We start from the raw sequence: 18550 nt of genomic DNA, 5'->3' as shown, positions 1-18550 counted from the left end.
GTGAAGCGTGTTTCGATTGTGGTTCCGGTCTACAACGAGGAGGACAATATTGCGCACTTTGTGCAGAGCGTGGAAAAGGTGATGGAAACGCTGCCCTATGCGTACGAGATCCTCTTTATCGACGACGGTTCCCGTGACCGCAGCCGCGAGATTCTGCGCGAAATGGGGGAGCGCGACCCGCATGTGCAGTCGATCTTCCTCGCGCGCAATGCGGGGCATCAGGTCGCGCTGACCTGCGGCACGGATCATGCAGACGGGGACGCGGTGATCACGATGGACGGCGATATGCAGCACCCGCCGGAGCTCCTGCCCGTCCTCCTTGCGAAGTGGGAGGCGGGCTATGAGATTGTTCAGACGGTGCGTCTGACGACGGAGGGCGCATCCATATTTAAGCGTCTTACGTCGAAATACTACTACCGCTTGCTCAACGCGATGACCGATGTGGAGATTCAGGAGGGGGGGTCGGATTTCCGCCTGATGGATCGCAAGGCGGTGCTTGCACTGCGCCGCTATCACGAGCACGCGCGCTTCATTCGCGGAATCGTGGGTGCGATGGGATTCCGCAAGACGAGCGTGGAGTTTGTCGCGCCGGAGCGCTTTGCGGGGCAGTCAAAGTTCTCCCTGCACAAGATGATCTCGTTCGCACTCGATGGCATTCTTGCCTACTCGGTGCAGCCGCTGCGCGCTGCCTTCTACGTGGGCATATGCTCGGCACTGCTCGCAGTTCTGCTCTTTCTCCATGTGCTCTATGAGACACTTCGTGGCGAGACAGTGGCGGGCTGGTCGACGATCGTTGTATGCAGTCTCTTCTTCGGCGGCATGCAGATGATGATGCTCGGTGTCTGCGGCGAGTATATTGCGCGCATTCTGCAAGAGGTAAAGAATCGTCCGCTCTATCTGATTTCGTCTGATAATCGGCGTATGGGGGAGCAAAGGGAGGAAGGCAATGAATGAGCGGTTGACGAGCGGCGTTGCGATCCTGTGCCTTGTTGTACTTTATTTCTGGGGCAACGGGGCACTCGCCGTGACGGCACCTGTCGAGGTGAACTACGCACAGACGGCGAAGGAGATGTTGGCAGCGGGAGATTACCTCTCCCCGCAGATCTACGGGAACTATTGGTACGATAAGCCGATCTTCTTCTATTGGGAGCTGATTGCAGCGTTCTCCGTCTTCGGCGTGACGGACTTTGCCGCACGCTTCTTCCCCGCGCTCTTCGCTGCGGCGGGGCTCGTCTTGACCTATGCCTTTGCGCGGCGGCTCTACGATGAGCGGACGGCGTTCTGGTCGGCGATCATCCTCGGGACGGGCGTTCTCTATTCGGTGCTCGCAAAGCTGATCCTCACGGATATGAGCCTCTTTGTTTTCTTTGGCGGGACACTTGCGGCGTTTTTTGTCGGCTACTATGAGCAGGAGCGAAAATATTTCTATATCGCGTATATCTGTGCGGGGCTCGCCGTACTGACGAAGGGACCGATCGGCATCCTTCTGCCTGGGCTTGTGATCCTCGTATTCCTTTTACTGCGGCGCGATCTCTCCGCACTCGGACGTATGTGCATCCCCAGCGGTTTGCTCGTCTTTGCGGCGGTCTGCGCGCCGTGGTACGTCTATATGTATTTCGCACACGGGGCGGATTTCGTGAACACCTTCCTCGGCATTCACAATGTCCTGCGTGCAACGGTGTCCGAGCATGCAAAGTGGGACGTCTGGTACTTCTATCTCGGCATCTACTTTATCGGGATGTTTCCGTGGAGCTTCGCCCTGCCGCTCGCGCTCTATCGTGCGTGGTGCGTGCGTCCTGTAATTGACACGCGCACGCTGTTTCTCCTTGTCTGGGCGATTGTCGTGCCCGTGTTCTTTCAGTTCATGGCGACGAAGTACCCGACGTACAGTTTCCCCGCATTCCTGCCAACGGCGATTCTGACGGCACGCCTCCTCGCAAAGAATACGCGCGTGCTGAAAGCCGGAGCGATCCTCGGCATGGGGCTCTATCTCGCCGTGGTCTTCGTGGTGACGAACTACTCTGAGGGCGACGGACATTTCAGTGGGAAGGAGGCGGCGGCAATCCTCGCGCAGACGATGCGGGCGGATGATCTTCTCGTCTGCTACGGCGACTATACGGCTACGGTGCCGTACTATACGGGGCATACGATGTATGAGCTTGCCTCGCGAGAGGAGATTGCGGCGCGTGCGCCGAAGGAGATGAGCTGGAACAGCAAGAATGTCATGCCTTTCCTGCCGCTGGATGAGCTGCCCCGCGATCGGACGGTGTATCTCGTCGTGGAGCGTCATGCGTTCGATGCGTTTGAGGAGAATCTTGCGGCGCAGGGCTGGGAAGAGCTCGGCGCACTGCCGCACGAGGGGCGGACGAAACTGCGTCTCTATCGACGGGCGGTGCAGCCGTGAGGAGTTCTTTTTTCTTCTTGAATGAACGTCTGGAATAGTGTATGATAAAAAGGTGTTTTGGAGAGTTTTATCGGAAAGAGGGAGTGTTATGATGAACGTCAGCAAACTTTGTCTTGTGGCAGCAGCATTTGCCGCCTCGTCCATGCTCATCGCGGGCTGCGGCGCAAAGACGGCGGAGCGTGCACCGGGACCCGGGGCTCTGCAAGCGGAATTCGATGCACAGAATGTCATCACGAAGGAGAATTTCGACAGCCTCCCGCCGGATCTGACGCTCAGCGATATGGAGGGGATGTACGGCAAGGCGACTCTCGTCCAGCAGAGCATTGTAGACGGTGTCTACAGTTCCACCTATCGCTTTCAGGATGGGCCAAAGACCGTGGATGTGACCTTTACGCATGAGAACTGGCTGAACCATCCGCTGAGCTGCCCAAAAATCACGGATATGGAGTTTTCGGAGATGCCGATGGTTGCATATCGTGCGACAAAATAATATTGAACTGCATGGCGCTCTTTGCTATAATGGGAGCGTTCGGTTGATTGGTTAACCGACAGGTCTGACAGAAAAGGAGATTTATTCATGATCAAATTGCAGCAGAAGCAGGTTAAGATTATCAGCATTCTTATCGCCGTCGTCTTCGTCGGCTCGGTGGTAGCACTCGCACTTACGCAGAGCGGCTCGGGCATCGCCTCGGCGGCAACGTCCTCCGTCGGCGTGGTGGACTATCGTCAGGTCGGCAGCCAGCACCCGCAGCTTGCAGCGGCAAACGCTGAGATGCAGAAGGCGTCGCAGGAGGCACAGGCGGATTTTGAGGCGAAGTCGGCGAATATGAACGACCAGGAGAAGTCGGACTACTACCAGCAGACGATGCAGCGTCTCCAGCAGAAGAATGAGGAGCTGATGGAGCCCATTGAGAAGAGCATCCAGGACGCAGTTAAGGCTGTCGCTGAGAAGAAGGGGCTCTCCGTCGTCATCGAAAAGGGCGCAGTCGTATACGGCGGGCAGGACATCACGCAGGATGTCGTCAAGCAGCTGAGCAAGTAATTCGCAGGGAATGTACATAGGTACCGGGCAGAGCTCTGCTCGGTATATTTTTTAGGAATCACTGAATTTATCAGTGGTTCTATAAACTGGTAAATGTGGACGGAGGTGCGCTGTGGGAAAGCTGTGGCAGTCGAAACGCAGGGAAATTCTAGCGGGCGGCGCGTGCCTCCTCGTCCTCCTCGCAGTCTTTCTCCTTATGCCGGAGCGTGAAGTGCCTATGGAGGAGCGCGAGATCGGTACCGTGCGGATTGCAGAGGTACTTGCTGCACACCCCTCCTATGAACGCCTCACGGCACTGCGCGCCGAGGAGCGAACGCTCACAATGCTCCTGCGCGACCTGCCGAAGACGCCTGAGATCAAGCCGCCAGAGACCGACCCGGCGCCGTTTGAGGACTCCGTCTGGCAGAAGAACGCACAGGTCGTCATCTCGACACGCGTGGAGCTCGAGCGCGAGCAGAAGCGTCTGACCGAGGTCTATCGCAAGCAGACGGAGGCGGACTACGAGGCACGCAAGAAGGCGATTGACGACGAGTATCTGAACGCCATCCTGAATATCAACCTCAAGATCGACAACCAGCGTGCCATGCACGGACCACAGGTCTCGGAGGAGGAGCTTGCACGTGAACGCGCCGTGTGGGATCGTCAGCGTGAGCTGCTGAAAGAGGAACGCGGCGCGCGGCAGATGGCGCTTCACCGTCAGTGGGAGGCAGAGATTCGCGCGCGCGTCGCCGCACGCATCGAGCCGCAGCAGGCGGCGTGGACGAAGCGTGCACAGGAGACCGTGGATGCGCAGAAGGCAGAAGCGGAGCGCATGAAGGCAGAGGTGGAGGAGCGCAGCGCACAGGAGATGGAGCGCGCGCTCGCGGCACAGGAGGGCAAGTCTGCTGTCTCTGCGCGTGCCATGCGCCTTGCCGCCGTGCGTGCGGAGGTGGATGCCCTCGAGGCGGAGGTCATGCGCGACGTGCGTAGCCGTGCGGCGAAGCTCGCCCTGCAGCATCATCTTTCCCTCGTGCTCGCTTCTCCCGAGGCAGATGCGATGACGCTCCTGCCGGATACCGAGGCTTTTTCCCTGCGTAGCTATGCGCCGATCATCGGCACTGCGACAGTGGATCTGACGGCAGAGATGGTGCGTGAGATGGAGCGCATTGAGCCCGCTGCGGCACAATGAAATGCCCCTTTTTAACGATGGAAAGGACTAATTTACAGATGAAGTATACAAGCAAGGCGGCTGCCGCCGTCCTTCTTACCGCGAGTATGTTTGCTGCCGGCTGCGGTCAGGTTCATATCGGCACTATGGATCGCGAGCGCGTGCAGACGGAGGCGCCCCAGATCAAGGCGGTCGTCACCGAGGCGAATGAGAAGCTCATGGAGGCGCAGCAGGAGGCGCAGGCGAAGTTCGAGGCGAACCCGGCTATGACCACCGAGGAGGCGCAGCAGCTCCAGATGGAGACGCAGCGCAAGATGGCGGGGCTCAATCAGATGTATATGACCCAGTACGAGCAGAAGCTGAACGTAGCGGTGCAGGATATTGCCAAAGCGAAGGATCTGGACATTGTACTGGATGCAGGCTCTGAGAAAACACCGACCGTCTTCACGGGCGGTGTGGATATCACCGACGAAGTGATTGGAAAACTCCAATAAAGGAGCATGAGCATGGAAAAGACAGTCAATGAGATTGCAGCGCTCATCGGCGGCACGGTCAGCGGTGACGGCAATCGCGTGATTCGCAGTCTCGCCGCGCTGGATGAGGCGGGGGCGGACGATCTCGCCTTTGCCGTTCCGCCGCATATCGATGCGGCACGCACCGCGGCACAGGCGGGCGCACTCCTCCTGCCGACGGGCACGGAGGGCTTTTCGTGTCCCGTCATTTTTGTTGCAGAGCCAAAGGCGGCGTTTGCAAAGCTGTTGACAATCTTTACTCCGCCCATTGAGCACGCTGTCGGTGTCAGTGACGAGGCGTATATTGGTGCGGACGTTCAGATTGGGGAGGGCGTCACGATCCTGCCCTTTGCCTACATCGACGACCACGCCGTCCTCGGCGCGGGTGTGACCGTCTATCCCCATGCCTATGTCGGGCAGTACTCTGTGATCGGCGATCATACGGTTATCTATCCGAGCGCGACTGTGCGCGAGCACTGCCGCATCGGGGCGCGCTGCACGATTCACAGCGGCGCCGTCATCGGTGCGGACGGCTTCGGCTTTACGACCGAGGCGGGCGTGCATACAAAGGTACCACAGGTCGGCGGCGTCGTCATTGACGACGATGTGGAAATCGGCGCGCACGTCGGCATCGACCGCGCGACCCTCGGTGCAACCGTCATCGGCAAGGGGACGAAGATCGACAACCTCGTGCATATCGGACATAACTGCAGCATCGGCGCGAACTGTCTCATCGTTGCGCAGACGGGTATCTCCGGCTCGACGAAGGTCGGGCACAACGTCACATTCGGCGGGCAGGTCGGCACGGTCGGTCACATCAATATCGGTGCGAATTCGGTCTACGCCGCGCGCTCGGGCATCATCGGCGACATGCCCGAGGGGGTCTTCTGCGCGGGATTCCCTGTGCAGCCGCACGCGGAGTGGCTGCGTGTACAGGCGGCGATCCGGCGTTTGCCCGAGATGGTAAAAAAAATAAAGACCCTCGAAAAGGAGCTCGAGGGTCTGCGCGGGAAGAGCTGAGATGTTCTCCTACTATGTGATGAAGATTCTCAGCCGCCTCATCTGCCTGTTGCCGCACGGCGCTGCGATGGCACTCGGGGAGGGGGTGGCACGGCTCGCATGGATCTTTGTCCCTGCAAAGCGCAAGCGGCTTGCACGCGAGCAGGTCACGCGCTGTCTTCATCTTCCCAAGGCGGAGGCGGAGCGCATTGCGCGCGCGAGTACGCTGCGGTTCGGCCCGATGCTGATGGAGGTGCTGCGCTTTCCTGTCATAAAGCCCCGTATGAGCGAATACGTTACGATGACGGGCGCGGTCGATGAGGTGCGTGCAGCAGCTGCGGCAGGCAAGGGGGCGATCTTTGCCACCTCGCACAGCGGCAACTGGGAGCTGATGGGCGGCGCGTTCGCCTGTGCGGGACTTCCTATCGTTGGGGTGGCAAAAAAGCAGAGCGCTCAGGGCATGGATCGCTTCATCAACGAGTACCGTGCGCTCGTCGGCATGCACATCACCTATCAAACGGGCGTGCGTGAGATGTTCCGCATGATCGATTCGGGGTGGATCATCGGGCTCATCAGCGATCAGGATCCGAGCCTGCGCGACGGTGTCATTGTCGACTTCTTCGGGCAGCCGACGAATGCGTTCACGGGTGCGGCGGCGATTGCCCGCCGCTGTGGGGTACCGATCTTTCCCGTCTTTATCCATCGTGAGCCGAACGGGCATCATATCCTCACCGTCGATCCTCCCATTCTGGTCGAGAAGACGGATGACCGCGCGGCGGATGTCCTGCGCGTGACACAGATTGTCAATACACGTATCGAAGAATGGATCCGGACATATCCCGAGGAGTGGTTCTGGCTGCACGACCGCTGGAAATCCCTGCGGAAGTAACGATCCATTTGAACAACTGAAAAAGAGCAGAGAGTGCAGGAAGTCCTGCGTTCGCTGCTCTTTTTGTATGTCGGTTCAATCGTACCGCATCAGGGAATCGATGGTGATGGTACCGCTGTTCTGTGTCGATTCTGTCGTTTCTGTCGGTTGTGCAGGAGATGGTGTGTCCTGCTGCACGTCCGCCATGCGCGCACTATCCTGCACGTCCGCCATGCGCGCACTATCCTGCACGATGCCTGCGCGTGCCGCGATGCTGCCCAGGATGGCGCTTGCTGCGGGCGTATTCGTGTCCTTTGTCTCCGATGAGGCGTTCAGCGACTCGAGCGGCGTGAATGCTACCTCGAGAGTGTCACCCGTACGGATTGGACTCGTGAAGTCTGCCTTTGCCCCGTTGACGAGGAGGGTGAAGGTGACGCGGCTCGTTGCTGGCGGCGGTGTGAAGCCGACGGCGAGGAGCGCCTCGCTGACGTTTGCGCTGCCCGTACCCTTCTGATAGGTGATGACAGCGCCGTCCTCGACAATGGTGCCGGGAGATGCCTCATGCCCATTGATCGTGAGGGCAAAGCCGGACGCGGGCACATTGTGCTCCCGCCCCTCGTATGTGATCGTCGCATAGGAGGTGGCGGAGAGGTCGAGCACGGATTCGACGGTCGGAATCGCGGTCTCCTCGTACTCGATGATATCGCCCTCGTGCAGCATGGTGGAGAGCGGTGCGGGGACATCGTTCAGTGTGATATGTGGCTGCGTGGAGAAACGGCGCGCCTCGCCGTTGAGCGTATAGGAGATGCGCCGCCCCGTGGGCGGGAGGTTCGCTGCGCGCAGTACCTCGCCGAGCGTGCGCTCACGCCGTGAGACAATCACATCGCCGTCGCGCAGGATTGGGTCGCCTTCGGGAACGCTCTCGTTGACAAGGATGCTTGCAGTGACCGCCGTCTCCTCTCCGTTGAGGACGACAGTATAGCTGTCGATCGTACCGATGATTTCGCTGAGACGTACCTCAGGCTGCGTTCCGTTCTCTCCCGCGACGAGCTTGATGCGGCAGTCGTCGTGGATGGACGAGTCGAGACTCGCACTTTTGCCGTCGATTGTGATCTGCGCGAGCGTACCCATCGTGCCGGGGAAGCTGCGGCGCTCCCCGTTCACGGTAATCATCAGCCCCATGCCGGGACGCCCGTTGTATTTGCGCAGACTGATGCCCGCTGCGAGCAGAGCATCGGAGACGTTGAGCTCGCGGAAGTTGAAGAGACTGTATTCGATGTCGTTGATCCAGACGGCGAGAAAATGCAGGGTGTTGATGGATGCGATCTTCAAAATGCCGAGCGGCGTAACCGCATCGGGGGCGTGGAGTTCTTCGGGCAGCTCTGCAACCCCGTCCACCTCGTCGGGCTGGCGCACGGCAACGCGCGCCTCGGGTATACCGAGCGCCGCTGCAACAAGCTCAGGCATCATGGGGGTGAGCGCACCGCCGCCGACGAGCATGACCGCCTGCGGCGGCTCGCCGTTGAGCTCGAGAATTTGCTTTGCAATTGCGTTTGCAAGGTTCTCCACGCCCGGCTTGATTGCAGCGACAACCTGTTCTGCAGTCAGCGAGAGCTTCATGCCGAGGATGTCCGTGAATGAGACATCCTGCCCGTCCGCTGCCTTGCGCTTGATGTCCTCAGCAATGTTGAAGTCGAGGAGGTACTCGCGTGAAATCGCCTCCGTGATCTCGTCGCCCGCCATCGGCACCATGCCGTAGGCAATGACGGAGCCGCCACGAGTGATGGCGACGTCGGAGGTACCCGCGCCAATGTCCACGAGGACGAGGTTCAGATGGCGCATCGTGGGCGGGATGAGGACGTTGATGCCTGCGATCGGCTCGAGCGTGAGCGCGCGCATCTCGAGATGGGTCTCGCGCAGTGCCGACTGCATGGAGTCGACAACCTGCCGCGGGAGGAATGTCGCAATGACAGTCGCCTGTGCGTGTCTGCCGCGCTGACCGACGAGTGTCTTGAGCTCATTGCCGTCGAGCGTGTAGCGGATCGTGCTGTAGCCAACGCAGTAGTAGCGTGTCGGGTCGTCAACTGTGTGCGAATGGGCGAGCTTCTTCTGTGCCGCCTGTACACCCGCAAAGTCGAGGTCGCGCTGCTGTGCGGGCGTGATCGTGCCCGTAATGTCCTGCTCTGCCTCGGCGGTCATCGTGTAGAGCGCGCGTCCTGCGGCGGCGACGGCGGCGCTGCTGAGTGCCCCCGTGCGCTCGGTGAGGCGGCGCTTGACCTCGCGGATGATGGCGGCGACCTGCGGTACGTCGTGAATCTGTCCGTCGAGCATGGCGCGCGTCTTGTGCTCCATGCGCTCGGTAGCGAGGATGTGGAGCAGGCCGTCGCGTTGCTCGGCGACGATTCCAATGACGCTGCGCGTGCCAATGTCGAGCGCAAAGACAAGCTCTGTGGGGCGCTCGCGGCGTGGTGCAGGATGCATCGCTGCGGTCTCATCCTTTTTTGGGCGGCCGCGCTTTTTGGCAGCGGTATCCTCCGTTTCCTCCTGCACGCGCTTTTTCGGACGCCCGCGTTTCTTTGCGGATGTGTCTGCAGTCATCTCTTCGTTCGTTTTATCCAGATCCGGCATTTCGATCTCCCTCGCAAACTAACGTATACTATCTCTATGTATTCGTTTCTTTTTAAAAAAATCCTGCCAATATGCACGCATGAAGGCATACAAAAAGGTCAGAACAGAGCCGCCGCAAGGGCAGTTCCACTCTGACCACAAGAGAGGGGTCTGAAATGCCGTATGACTTATATGTCTATACCTGCGTAAAGCAGGTGGGTACCCTAAGTCCGACTACCGCGTTCTCCGGAGGAGCGTCGCATTCACCGGAATCAATTCGGATTCCCTAAAAGATCTGTAGGTTAGACATTGCTAAGGCATACGCACACCTAAGGCTCACCTTCTTGTCCATTATGATAGCATAAAAAAAAGTACGTCGCAAGACTTGACAAATACAGGAATAACAATTTGTTGCAACAATTTGAAATCTGTCTTTTCGGAAAGCTTCACCGAAATGTCGGAAGCCTCTTTTCCTATGGAAAATACCGTGCTATAATAATACATATGAGAATATGGAAAACTCTAATTTCGGGAAAGATGGTGCGATGAGATGGCAAATGTTCGCGACGCAGTCAATGTGGTCATCACCGCAATTATGGCGCAGAAGGATTATTTGACGGCGGTGGATGCCAAGACCGGAGATGGGGATCACGGTCTGAACATGGCGCGCGGCTTCACGGCGGCGAGGGAACGCCTGGCGGAGCTGCCTGCAGATGCGCCGGTGAAGGATGTGCTTCATCACATCGGACGCGCGTTCATCGAGAATGTCGGCGGTGCGGCAGGGCCGCTCTACGGCATCGGATTCGTGCGTGCGAGTGAGGCAGTGAACGATAAGACGCGACTCGATGTGCACAGCTTCGAGAAGCTCTTCACTGCGGGAATTGAGGCGATTCAGCGGCGCGGGCGCGCCGAGCGCGGCGACAAGACAATGCTCGATACGCTCATTCCGATCCGCGATGCGTTTCGCGCGGAGAATGCGGACGGGAAGAGTCTGCGGGAGTGCCTTGAGGAGGCGCTCAACGAGGGGCGTGCAGGTGCGGAGTACACGAAGACAATCGCGGCGCGCAGGGGGAGAGCTGCGCTCATAGGTCCGCGCAGCATCGGCATCGAAGACCCCGGTGCGATGAGCTCGCTCATCATGTTCCGCGCTCTGTGCAGCTATCTGCGCGGCTGATTTTTGAAGTTTTGGAGGAACTAGATTGATGACAGAGGTTCGCACGCGTTTCGCACCGAGTCCGACGGGCTATATGCACATTGGCAATCTGCGCACGGCGCTCTATGCGTATCTGTTTGCGCGGGCAAATGACGGGACGTTCATCCTGCGCATAGAGGACACCGACCGCAATCGCTATGTGGCAGATGCGGTGGACTTCATTCGCCGCACGCTGGATGCGGCAGGTATTGTGCCCGACGAAGGACCCGACGATATCGGCGGCGATTACGGTCCCTATGTGCAGAGCGAGCGTATGGAGATCTATAAGAAATATGCGGAACAGCTCGTGGAGAGCGGCCATGCCTACCGTTGCTTCTGTCATCATACGGAGGAAGCGGAGCCCACAGACGGCGAGAAGTCCTTCGGCGGATATCCACGCACCTGCCGCGACCTCAGCCCCGCTGAGGTGGAGGAACATCTAGCGCGCGGCGAGGAATACGTCATTCGTCAGAAAATGCCGCTCGTCGGGGAGACGACGTTCTACGACGTTCTGCACGGCAATGTCACAATTCCGAACACGGAGCTCGAGGATCAGGTACTCCTGAAGCGCGACGGCATGCCAACCTATAATTTTGCAAATGTGATCGACGATCACCTCATGGAGGTATCGCACATCATCCGCGGGACGGAGTTCATCACCTCGACGCCGAAACACGTGCTCCTCTATGAGGCGTTCGGCTGGGAAGCTCCCGTCTTCGTCCATCTCGCGCCCGTCATGGGGCGCGACGATGCGACGGGTAAGACGAGCAAGCTCTCGAAGCGGCACGGCGCGACGAGCTTTGACGATCTCGTGCAGATGGGCTACCCCGCCGAGGCGATTGTGAACTATGTCGCACTCCTCGGGTGGAGTCCGAAGACAACGAATCAGGAAGTCTTCTCGATGGACGAGCTGATCGAAGCATTTTCGCTCGAGGGGCTGTCGAAGTCGCCCGCCGTCTTTGACTATGACAAGCTCGGCTGGATGAGCGGCGAGTACTTCAAGGCGATGACGGATGAGGAGTTTGCCGCAGCCGCGCGTCCATTTGCAGGTGAGTTGCCCGCGCATCTCGAGGAGCAGTGGGGGGCGATTGCCGCCCTGCTGCGCACGCGCGTCACAAAGCTTGGCGACGTGCGCCCCGCGATTGCATTCCTGATCGAGACGCCGCCTTTTGACGTGCATCTCTACGAGAATAAGCGCAACAAGGTGACGCCGGAGGCGGCAAAAGAACTACTGCCCGAACTCATTACGATCCTTGCGGCGCTGCCCGCAGAGCGCTGGGAGAATGATCTCCTCTATGCACTGCTCGAGGAGTGCATAGAGCGTGAGGGCTGGAAGAAGGGCACGGTCATGTGGGTTCTGCGCATTGCGGCTGCGGGTCAGGCGGTGACGCCGGGCGGTGCGACCGAGATCCTTGCCATCCTCGGCAGGGAGGCGGGACTCGCGCGTCTTGAGGCGGCTCTGGCACAGCTTTCCTCATAAAACGGAGCGCGGCGAAAAAATCGCTTGCGTTTTGGTAAATTCTATGATATAGTACCTCCTGTTGACATATGTGGCGCCTTCGTCAAGTGGTTAAGACACCGCCCTCTCACGGCGGGTTCATGGGTTCGAATCCCATAGGCGTCACCAAAATCGGCGCCTTCGTCAAGTGGTTAAGACACCGCCCTCTCACGGCGGGTTCATGGGTTCGAATCCCATAGGCGTCACCATCGCAATGAATGGGAGCTGCTGTGCAGCTCCTTTTATATTATAGGGGCGCAGCTTGCTGTGCCCCCGGTGGAGAATGCTATGCTCTTTCTGTCCATGCTCCTCATGGGGGGGATCATTGGTTTTGTCGGAGCAGGCGGCAGCGGTGTCATCATCACGCTGCTCGTCGTTGGCTTTGGCATTCCCATTCATCAGGCGCTTGCGGTTGCGCTCGGCTCAATGGCGTTTACAACGCTCTCGGGCGCGATCAGTCACTACCGCGAGCGCGAGGTCGTGCCGCTGACGGGTGCAGTGCTTGGCACGGGAGGTCTCGTCGGTGCGCTGATTGGGGCGGTGCTCTCGAACCATATCGAGGCACCGAATCTGAGTCTCTTTACGGGGCTTATGCTCCTCTCAAGTGCATTTCTCCTCTACCTGCGCATCTATCAGGCAGAGTGGCTCGGGCGGCAGATTTCCGTGCGTGAGGAACTCCTGACGGGGCGGCGTCTCTATCTTTACGGTCTGCCTGTCGGCTTTGTCTGCGGCGTGCTCTCAGGCGCGTTTGGCATCGGCTCGGCAGCGTACATTCAGATTGCACTCATGGTCGTCTTCGGCGTGCCGCTCCTGCAGGCAATTGGAACGACGATGATGATCATCGTGCCGATCTCGATCAGCGGCGGCATCGGCTATGTTCTTTACGGACAGCTCGAGCCGTGGCTGTTTATCCAGACGCTCGTCGCACTTTCGGTTGGCTCGTTCGTGGGGGCGAAGCTGACCCATCTCGCACCGCTGCCCGTACTGCGCTTCTGGATCGTTGCTCTGCCGACGATCGGCGGTTCGATTATGATACTCTTTCGATAGATCACCGCTTCTGCGGTGTTTTGGGGGGAAATCTATGAGAAAGATCTTGGCAGTCCTCGTGCTCCTTGCGACGGCACTCTCCATCCTCGGCTGTGACGGAGATGCGGCAGAGGATCGGAAGGAGCAGGCGAAGTATCGCCGCATCACCGCCGATGAGGCGCAGGTGCTCATGCAGCGGGAGCAGGATTATCTGATCCTCGACGTGCGCTCGCCCGAGGAGTATGCGGCAGGGCATATCCCGCATGCGATCAACATCCCGATGGAGCAGTTCGGCGAAGATCCGCCGAAGGAGCTGCCCGATCGTAATCAGATGATCTTCGTGTACTGCGTCAAGGGGATTCGCAGCATGAATATCGCGAACCGTCTCGCGCATATGGGCTACAAGAACATCGTCGAGATCGGCGGCATTCAGGATTGGCACGGGGAAATCGAGAAGTGAATTTATTGGTTGTTTTGTTGTAAGGAAGTTTTAATATGAAATTATTTGTAGCGTTGCTCCTTGGTGTTCTGGCACTCGGTATCTGTGGATGTGGGGGCGCCCAGCCCTCCGAGGCAACTGACGGAAAGGATCATGGCATGGCGGCATTTCAGCGTATAACCTCCGACGAGGCGGCGAAGATGATGGCGGAGGAGAAGAACTATATCATTCTCGACGTGCGGACGGCGGGCGAATACGCGGGCGGGCATATCCCGAACGCAATCAATGTGCCGAATGAGTCCATCAATACGACGCCGCCGAAGGAGCTGCCCGATAAGAATCAGCGCATCTTCGTCTACTGCCGCAGCGGTGCGCGCAGCATGCAGGCTGCGCAGAAGCTCGCGAACATGGGCTATACAAATATTGTAGAGATGGGCGGCATCAAGGACTGGCACGGAGAGGTTGTGAAGTGATTTGTTGAATCGCGGCCTTTTGATAAAATAAAGCGAGGTACACACACCGATGCCTCTGCGCAAAAGCCCCGTTTCCCACTGAGGGAGCGGGGCTTTTGCGCAGAACGCTTGCAGCTCTTCACGGAAGATATTGACGGCGCGCGGAAGGTAACGTTTTTTCGCGCGCGCATGACCGACGTGCTTGCCAAATTCGTGGCGTACACGGGCAAGCGCCTGCCGGATGATGTGCGGGCAAAGATTGCAGAGCTGGCAGCGCAGGAGGATGCACCACTCGCGAAGTCCATCTATGAGACGATGGAGAAGAATCAGGAACTGGCGATGAAGCTGAACCGTCCGAGCTGTCAGGACACGGGTGCAGCGCAATTCCTTCTCAAATGCGGGTCGAACTTCCCATACATGGCTGAGATGGAGGGGATCCTGCACGCGGCGGTCGTGCAGGCGACGGCAGAGGCACCGCTGCGCCACAACGTCGTGGAGACATTTGACGAGTTCAACACGGGCAAGAACGTCGGCAAGCAGATTCCCTCGATTTTCTGGGAGATCGTGCCCGAGCGTGACGACATCGAGATCCATACGTACATGGCGGGCGGCGGCTGCACTGCGTCTTCCCTGCGGGCTGCGCCGTTGTCGCCGCCGAATGCGTCGAGGAGATTGTCGATGCGAACTGGCTCGACCTCGGCATGCCGGAGACACTCTGGACGTGCAAGGTGAAGGAGTTTGGCCCCCTCATCGTCTCCATTGACAGTCACGGGCGCAACATCTTCGAGGAGAACAAGGTGATCTTCAACGAACGCAAGGAAAAAGCCTGCGCAGAGATTTGCAGGCAGGTTGGGTTTATCAAATAAATACGCATAGAAAAAACAGCGACGCATCGGTCGAGATGACTGATGCGTCGCCGTTTTGCACTTTACACGATGAAGTTTTCTATTTCCAAACCAATTCCGCGACCTCTTTGATAAAGCGCAGCTTGTTCCACTGCTCCTCCTCTGTCAGAATGTTGCCCTCCTCGGTTGAGGAGAAACCGCACTGCGGGCTGAGGCAGAGCTGATCGAGCGGGACGTGCTTTTCCGCCTCATGGATGCGTGCGATGATATCCTCCCTCTTTTCGAGTGCGCCCGACTTCGAGGTGACAAGTCCGAGCACGACACGCTGATCCTTGATGTGATCGAGCGGTGCGAATCCACCCGCGCGGTCAGAGTCATACTCGAGGAAGAAGCCGTCGACACGGCAGCCGCCGAAGAGAATCTCCGCGACGGGCTCGTAGCCGCCCGAGGAAAACCATGTCGAGCGGAAATTGCCGCGGCAGATGTGCATGGTGATCGTCATGTCCGCAGGCTTTGCTTCCAGTGCACGGTTGATCATCGCCACGTAGGCACGCTCGATGCGGTCGAGGTTGAAGCCGCGCGCCTCATATGCCGCACGCTTTTCGGGATCGCAGAACTCGCCCCAGGATGTGTCGTCGAGCTGCAGATAGCGGCAGCCTGCCTCGTAGAAAGCACGGATTGCCTTCTGATAGGCAAGGGCGATGTCCTCAAAGAGCGCATCCTCCTTCTCGTAGCGCGGAATCGGTGCGTAGTCCGTCGCACGCACGCAGCAGATAAGGTGCAGCATGCTTGGCGAGGGGATTGTCATCTTTGCGATGGCATCCCCTGCGAGATCGTTCAAAAACTGGAAGTGGTCGAGGAACGGATGCGCTCCGAAGTCCACCTTGTCCACAATTTTTACCGTTGCCGCCTTTGGCTGTGCGCCCTTGAACGCGACCGACCAATGCGCGGCACCGATCTCCTCCACGCCGCCGAGTGCCGCGAGAAAGTCGAGATGCCAGTAGCGGCGGCGGAACTCCCCGTCCGTGACGGCACAGAGCCCGACTTCCTTTTCCTTTGCGACGAGATCGCGAATCGCCGCGTCCTCTGCTTGGCGCAGATCTTCTGCTGTGGCATTCCCGTTTGCAAATGCCTCACGCATCTTCATGAGCGCAACGGGGCGCAGGAAGCTTCCGACGATGTCATAGCGAAATGGTGCCTTTGTATTGTTCATTGAAATTCCCCCTATTGTATTATTGTGCTTGCGTTATTATAACATAGAATCCCACTTTGGAAATGTTTCTCAAGTCACAAATACCACAGAAAAAGCAGCTTGTCCGAAAACAAGCTGCTTTTTGGTGAAACGTAAATATCAGAACTTGGCAACTGGATCGAGCGCCGTGACTTCGCCCTCGGCGGTCATCTCGATGCTCGTGCCCTCGGGCAGTCCTGTGAAGATCACAAGGCAGGCATCGGATTTTGCATTTTCACGAATGTAGTCGATGTCGAACTCCATGAGCTTGTCGCCCTTCTTCACATGCTGTCCCGACTCGACAAAGACTGTGAAGCCCTGCCCGCCGAGCGCGACCGTATCTACACCGATGTGGAGCAGGTACTCCGTACCATCCGCACTCTTCATGCCGATGGCGTGCTTCGTATCGAAGACGAAGACGACCTCGCCGTCGTCGGGTGCAAGCACCTCGCCTTTGCTCGGGTAGATGAAGAAGCCGTCGCCCATCATCTTGCTCGCAAACGCCTCATCCGGTGCCTCCGTGATCGGGTGCACCGTGCCCGTGACGGGGGAGTATAGCGTGCGCTTTGCCGCATTGGCGGGAGCGGCTGCAGGCGTCTCTGCCGGCTTTTCCTCTGCGGGTGCTGCTGCGGGCACATCGTCCTCCGGCTCGACTTCGGGGGCAGTTGCGAGATAGGTCTCGAGGTTCGACTTAATGACGGCGACCTGTGGCCCATAGATGACCTGTACGCCCGTGCCCTTGACGATGACGCCGACCGCGCCCGTCGCCTTGAGCAGCTTTTCATTGACGAGCGATGAGTCCGCGACGGAGCAGCGCAGACGCGTCGCGCAGCAGTCGACGGACGTGATGTTGCGCTTGCTGCCGAGACCGCGCGCAATCGCCGCACTCTTTGCGTCAAATCCTGCATCGCCCGATGCGCCGCCCGCACCCTCGCGTGCCTTGTAGTCCGCCTTTGTATAGAGCTTCGTCTCCTCATCGTCGTCCTCGCGACCTGGCGTCTTGAAGCCGAAGTGCGTAATCATCCAGCGGAAGATGAAATAGTAGAGGAAGAAGTAGATGATGCCGACGGGGATGACGTACATCCAGCTCGTCTTTGCCTCACCCTGCAGAATACCGAAGATGAAGAAGTCGAGGAGACCGCCCGAGAACGTGAGTCCGACGGCGATGTTCAACATGTGTGCGATCATATACGCCGCACCTGCAAGTACAACCTGCACGGCAAAGAGCGCGGGTGCGACAAAGAGGAAGGAGAACTCGATTGGCTCTGTAATACCCGTGAGCATACAGGTGAGCGCTGCCGAGAGGAGAAGTCCCCCTGCGATCTTCTTCTTTTCGGGACGCGCACAGTGGTACATCGCGAGCGCCGCACCCGGCAGACCGAAGATCATGAAGATGAACTCACCGGAGAAGTAGCGCGTTGCGTCTGCGCTGAAATGCGCGACGTTTGGCGAGGCGAGCTGTGCGAAGAAGATGTTCTGACCGCCCTGGATGAGCTGACCGTCGATCATCATCGAGCCGCCGACGCCCGTCTGCCAGAACGGCAGGTAGAAGACGTGATGCAGACCGAAGGGGATGAGTGCACGCTTGATGATGCCGAAGATGAGCGTGCCGATGTAGCCCGTGCCCGTGACGAGGCTGCCGAGGGCGAAGATGCCCTGCTGTGCGAGCGGCCAGAGGAAGTACATTGCAATGCCGACGAAGAGGAAGACGATCGTCGAGATGATCGGAACGAAGCGCGAGCCGCCGAAGAAGGAGAGTGCATTCGGCAGAACAATCTTGTGATATTTGTTGTGCAGCCATGCGACGCCAATGCCGACGATGATGCCGCCGAAGACACCCATCTGGAACGACATGATGCCGCAGGAGGCAGCAATCGTGCCCTCGAGCACGTGCGGCGCAATCGAGCCGTCCGGCAGGATCTGCCCGCCGATTTTCAGCATCGCATTGCAGGCGGTGTGCATGACGAAGAAGGCAATCATCGCCGAGAGCGCCGCGACCTCCTTCTCCGCCTTTGCCATACCGATGGCGACGCCGACCGCAAAGATGATCGGCAGATTGCCGAAGATCGTGCTGCCCGCGCTCGCCATGATCGAGAGCAGCGAGTGCAGTGCCGTGCCCGCGCCGAGCACGCCGCCGAGACCGTACGTCTCGATCGTCGTGGGGTTGGTGAACGATGCGCCAATGCCGAGCAGAATACCTGCAATCGGCAGAATCGCGACGGGCAGCATGAAGCTGCGCCCAACCCGCTGGAGCACACTAAAAATTTCATCTTTCATCTCTGTGACCC

General features: G+C 58.7%; 18 protein-coding genes, 2 tRNA genes and 1 other RNA gene. 17 read left to right on the top strand and 4 right to left on the bottom strand.

All coding sequences use genetic code 11. The features are described from left to right. The 8 genes from H1B31_RS00975 (at window position 1) to H1B31_RS00940 (ending at window position 6993) form a co-directional block, all read left to right on the top strand. Window positions 1-954, top strand: coding sequence for a glycosyltransferase family 2 protein (locus H1B31_RS00975; protein ID WP_185980537.1), 954 nt, complete (start codon window positions 1-3; stop codon window positions 952-954). Next, window positions 947-2404: an ArnT family glycosyltransferase gene (locus H1B31_RS00970; RefSeq protein ID WP_185980536.1), complete on the top strand. Its 1458-nt coding sequence runs from the start codon at window positions 947-949 to the stop codon at window positions 2402-2404. The genes H1B31_RS00975 and H1B31_RS00970 overlap by 8 nt, the downstream gene beginning before the upstream one ends. An 88-nt stretch (window positions 2405-2492) precedes the next feature. Continuing rightward, window positions 2493-2894 (top strand): hypothetical protein, encoded by a 402-nt coding sequence (locus H1B31_RS00965; RefSeq protein WP_185980535.1) that lies wholly within the window; start codon window positions 2493-2495, stop codon window positions 2892-2894. 87 nt (window positions 2895-2981) lie between these two features. Further along, on the top strand, window positions 2982-3446 hold the full coding sequence (locus H1B31_RS00960) for an OmpH/Skp family outer membrane protein (RefSeq protein ID WP_185980534.1): 465 nt from the start codon (window positions 2982-2984) through the stop codon (window positions 3444-3446). 112 nt (window positions 3447-3558) lie between these two features. Next, a complete protein-coding gene (locus H1B31_RS00955; RefSeq protein ID WP_185980533.1) occupies window positions 3559-4614 on the top strand; it encodes a hypothetical protein in 1056 nt (351 codons plus the stop codon). 38 nt (window positions 4615-4652) lie between these two features. After that, window positions 4653-5087, top strand: coding sequence for an OmpH/Skp family outer membrane protein (locus H1B31_RS00950; RefSeq protein ID WP_037345688.1), 435 nt, complete (start codon window positions 4653-4655; stop codon window positions 5085-5087). Between the two features lie 12 nt (window positions 5088-5099). Next, window positions 5100-6125, top strand: a complete 1026-nt coding sequence (gene lpxD / locus H1B31_RS00945; RefSeq protein WP_185980532.1) for a UDP-3-O-(3-hydroxymyristoyl)glucosamine N-acyltransferase — start codon at window positions 5100-5102, stop codon at window positions 6123-6125. Window position 6126: 1 nt separating this feature from the next. Further along, window positions 6127-6993, top strand: a complete 867-nt coding sequence (locus H1B31_RS00940; protein WP_185980531.1) for a lysophospholipid acyltransferase family protein — start codon at window positions 6127-6129, stop codon at window positions 6991-6993. A 75-nt stretch (window positions 6994-7068) separates the two neighbouring features. Here H1B31_RS00940 and H1B31_RS00935 read toward each other — a convergent pair whose 3' ends face one another. Together H1B31_RS00935 and ssrS are read right to left on the bottom strand one after the other, a co-directional pair. Beyond that, entirely contained in the window at window positions 7069-9600 is a 2532-nt protein-coding gene (locus H1B31_RS00935) for a cell division FtsA domain-containing protein (RefSeq protein WP_185980530.1), read from the bottom strand. A 143-nt stretch (window positions 9601-9743) separates the two neighbouring features. Continuing rightward, window positions 9744-9919: non-coding RNA, 6S RNA (ssrS, locus tag H1B31_RS00930), on the bottom strand. Window positions 9920-10129: 210 nt separating this feature from the next. Between ssrS and dhaL the strand changes: the two genes are divergently transcribed. The 9 genes from dhaL (at window position 10130) to H1B31_RS00885 (ending at window position 15052) form a co-directional block, all read left to right on the top strand. Further along, window positions 10130-10753 (top strand): dihydroxyacetone kinase subunit DhaL, encoded by a 624-nt coding sequence (gene dhaL / locus H1B31_RS00925; RefSeq protein WP_185980529.1) that lies wholly within the window; start codon window positions 10130-10132, stop codon window positions 10751-10753. 28 nt (window positions 10754-10781) lie between these two features. Next, window positions 10782-12251, top strand: coding sequence for a glutamate--tRNA ligase (gltX, locus tag H1B31_RS00920; protein WP_185981192.1), 1470 nt, complete (start codon window positions 10782-10784; stop codon window positions 12249-12251). 72 nt (window positions 12252-12323) lie between these two features. Beyond that, window positions 12324-12398, top strand: a tRNA-Glu gene (locus tag H1B31_RS00915). 5 nt (window positions 12399-12403) lie between these two features. Next, window positions 12404-12478, top strand: a tRNA-Glu gene (locus tag H1B31_RS00910). Between the two features lie 79 nt (window positions 12479-12557). Beyond that, window positions 12558-13316, top strand: a complete 759-nt coding sequence (locus H1B31_RS00905) for a sulfite exporter TauE/SafE family protein (protein ID WP_185980528.1) — start codon at window positions 12558-12560, stop codon at window positions 13314-13316. Window positions 13317-13350: 34 nt separating this feature from the next. After that, window positions 13351-13755, top strand: a complete 405-nt coding sequence (locus H1B31_RS00900; protein WP_185980527.1) for a rhodanese-like domain-containing protein — start codon at window positions 13351-13353, stop codon at window positions 13753-13755. Window positions 13756-13790: 35 nt separating this feature from the next. Next, complete coding sequence (locus H1B31_RS00895; protein WP_185980526.1) at window positions 13791-14207, top strand: rhodanese-like domain-containing protein; 417 nt, start codon at window positions 13791-13793, stop codon at window positions 14205-14207. Between the two features lie 108 nt (window positions 14208-14315). Beyond that, complete coding sequence (locus H1B31_RS00890; RefSeq protein ID WP_226372115.1) at window positions 14316-14918, top strand: fumarate hydratase; 603 nt, start codon at window positions 14316-14318, stop codon at window positions 14916-14918. After that, window positions 14801-15052 carry a fumarate hydratase C-terminal domain-containing protein gene (locus H1B31_RS00885; protein WP_226372171.1) on the top strand — a complete coding sequence of 84 codons (252 nt, stop codon included), beginning with the start codon at window positions 14801-14803 and terminating at the stop codon, window positions 15050-15052. The genes H1B31_RS00890 and H1B31_RS00885 overlap by 118 nt, the downstream gene beginning before the upstream one ends. 79 nt (window positions 15053-15131) lie before the next feature. On the opposite strand, the gene H1B31_RS00880 is transcribed toward H1B31_RS00885, so the two are convergent. Together H1B31_RS00880 and H1B31_RS00875 are read right to left on the bottom strand one after the other, a co-directional pair. Then, the gene (locus tag H1B31_RS00880) at window positions 15132-16244 is read right to left on the bottom strand and encodes a 5-methyltetrahydropteroyltriglutamate--homocysteine S-methyltransferase (RefSeq protein WP_185980525.1); all 1113 of its coding nucleotides are present in this window, start codon (window positions 16242-16244) and stop codon (window positions 15132-15134) included. A 138-nt stretch (window positions 16245-16382) separates the two neighbouring features. Further along, the gene (locus H1B31_RS00875) at window positions 16383-18539 is read right to left on the bottom strand and encodes a PTS sugar transporter subunit IIABC (protein ID WP_185980524.1); all 2157 of its coding nucleotides are present in this window, start codon (window positions 18537-18539) and stop codon (window positions 16383-16385) included. Between the last annotated feature and the right edge of the window lie 11 nt (window positions 18540-18550).

It is taken from the genome of Selenomonas timonae (genome assembly GCF_014250475.1).
Lineage (GTDB): Bacteria > Bacillota > Negativicutes > Selenomonadales > Selenomonadaceae > Centipeda > Centipeda timonae.
The sequence above is the reverse complement of the archived record's forward strand: the minus strand, read 5'-3'. Positions and strand labels throughout refer to the sequence as shown.

Bases quoted from the DNA above. Each gene is read 5' to 3' on its own strand.
- H1B31_RS00970 (WP_185980536.1), top strand. From the start codon at position 947: ATGAATGAGCGGTTGACGAGCGGCGTTGCGATCCTGTGCCTTGTTGTA.
- H1B31_RS00965 (WP_185980535.1), top strand. From the start codon at position 2,493: ATGATGAACGTCAGCAAACTTTGTCTTGTGGCAGCAGCATTTGCCGCC.
- H1B31_RS00960 (WP_185980534.1), top strand. From the start codon at position 2,982: ATGATCAAATTGCAGCAGAAGCAGGTTAAGATTATCAGCATTCTTATC.
- H1B31_RS00950 (WP_037345688.1), top strand. From the start codon at position 4,653: ATGAAGTATACAAGCAAGGCGGCTGCCGCCGTCCTTCTTACCGCGAGT.
- lpxD (WP_185980532.1), top strand. From the start codon at position 5,100: ATGGAAAAGACAGTCAATGAGATTGCAGCGCTCATCGGCGGCACGGTC.
- H1B31_RS00940 (WP_185980531.1), top strand. From the start codon at position 6,127: ATGTTCTCCTACTATGTGATGAAGATTCTCAGCCGCCTCATCTGCCTG.
- H1B31_RS00935 (WP_185980530.1), bottom strand. From the start codon at position 9,600: ATGCCGGATCTGGATAAAACGAACGAAGAGATGACTGCAGACACATCC.
- dhaL (WP_185980529.1), top strand. From the start codon at position 10,130: ATGGCAAATGTTCGCGACGCAGTCAATGTGGTCATCACCGCAATTATG.
- gltX (WP_185981192.1), top strand. From the start codon at position 10,782: ATGACAGAGGTTCGCACGCGTTTCGCACCGAGTCCGACGGGCTATATG.
- H1B31_RS00905 (WP_185980528.1), top strand. From the start codon at position 12,558: ATGCTCTTTCTGTCCATGCTCCTCATGGGGGGGATCATTGGTTTTGTC.
- H1B31_RS00900 (WP_185980527.1), top strand. From the start codon at position 13,351: ATGAGAAAGATCTTGGCAGTCCTCGTGCTCCTTGCGACGGCACTCTCC.
- H1B31_RS00895 (WP_185980526.1), top strand. From the start codon at position 13,791: ATGAAATTATTTGTAGCGTTGCTCCTTGGTGTTCTGGCACTCGGTATC.
- H1B31_RS00880 (WP_185980525.1), bottom strand. From the start codon at position 16,244: ATGAACAATACAAAGGCACCATTTCGCTATGACATCGTCGGAAGCTTC.
- H1B31_RS00875 (WP_185980524.1), bottom strand. From the start codon at position 18,539: ATGAAAGATGAAATTTTTAGTGTGCTCCAGCGGGTTGGGCGCAGCTTC.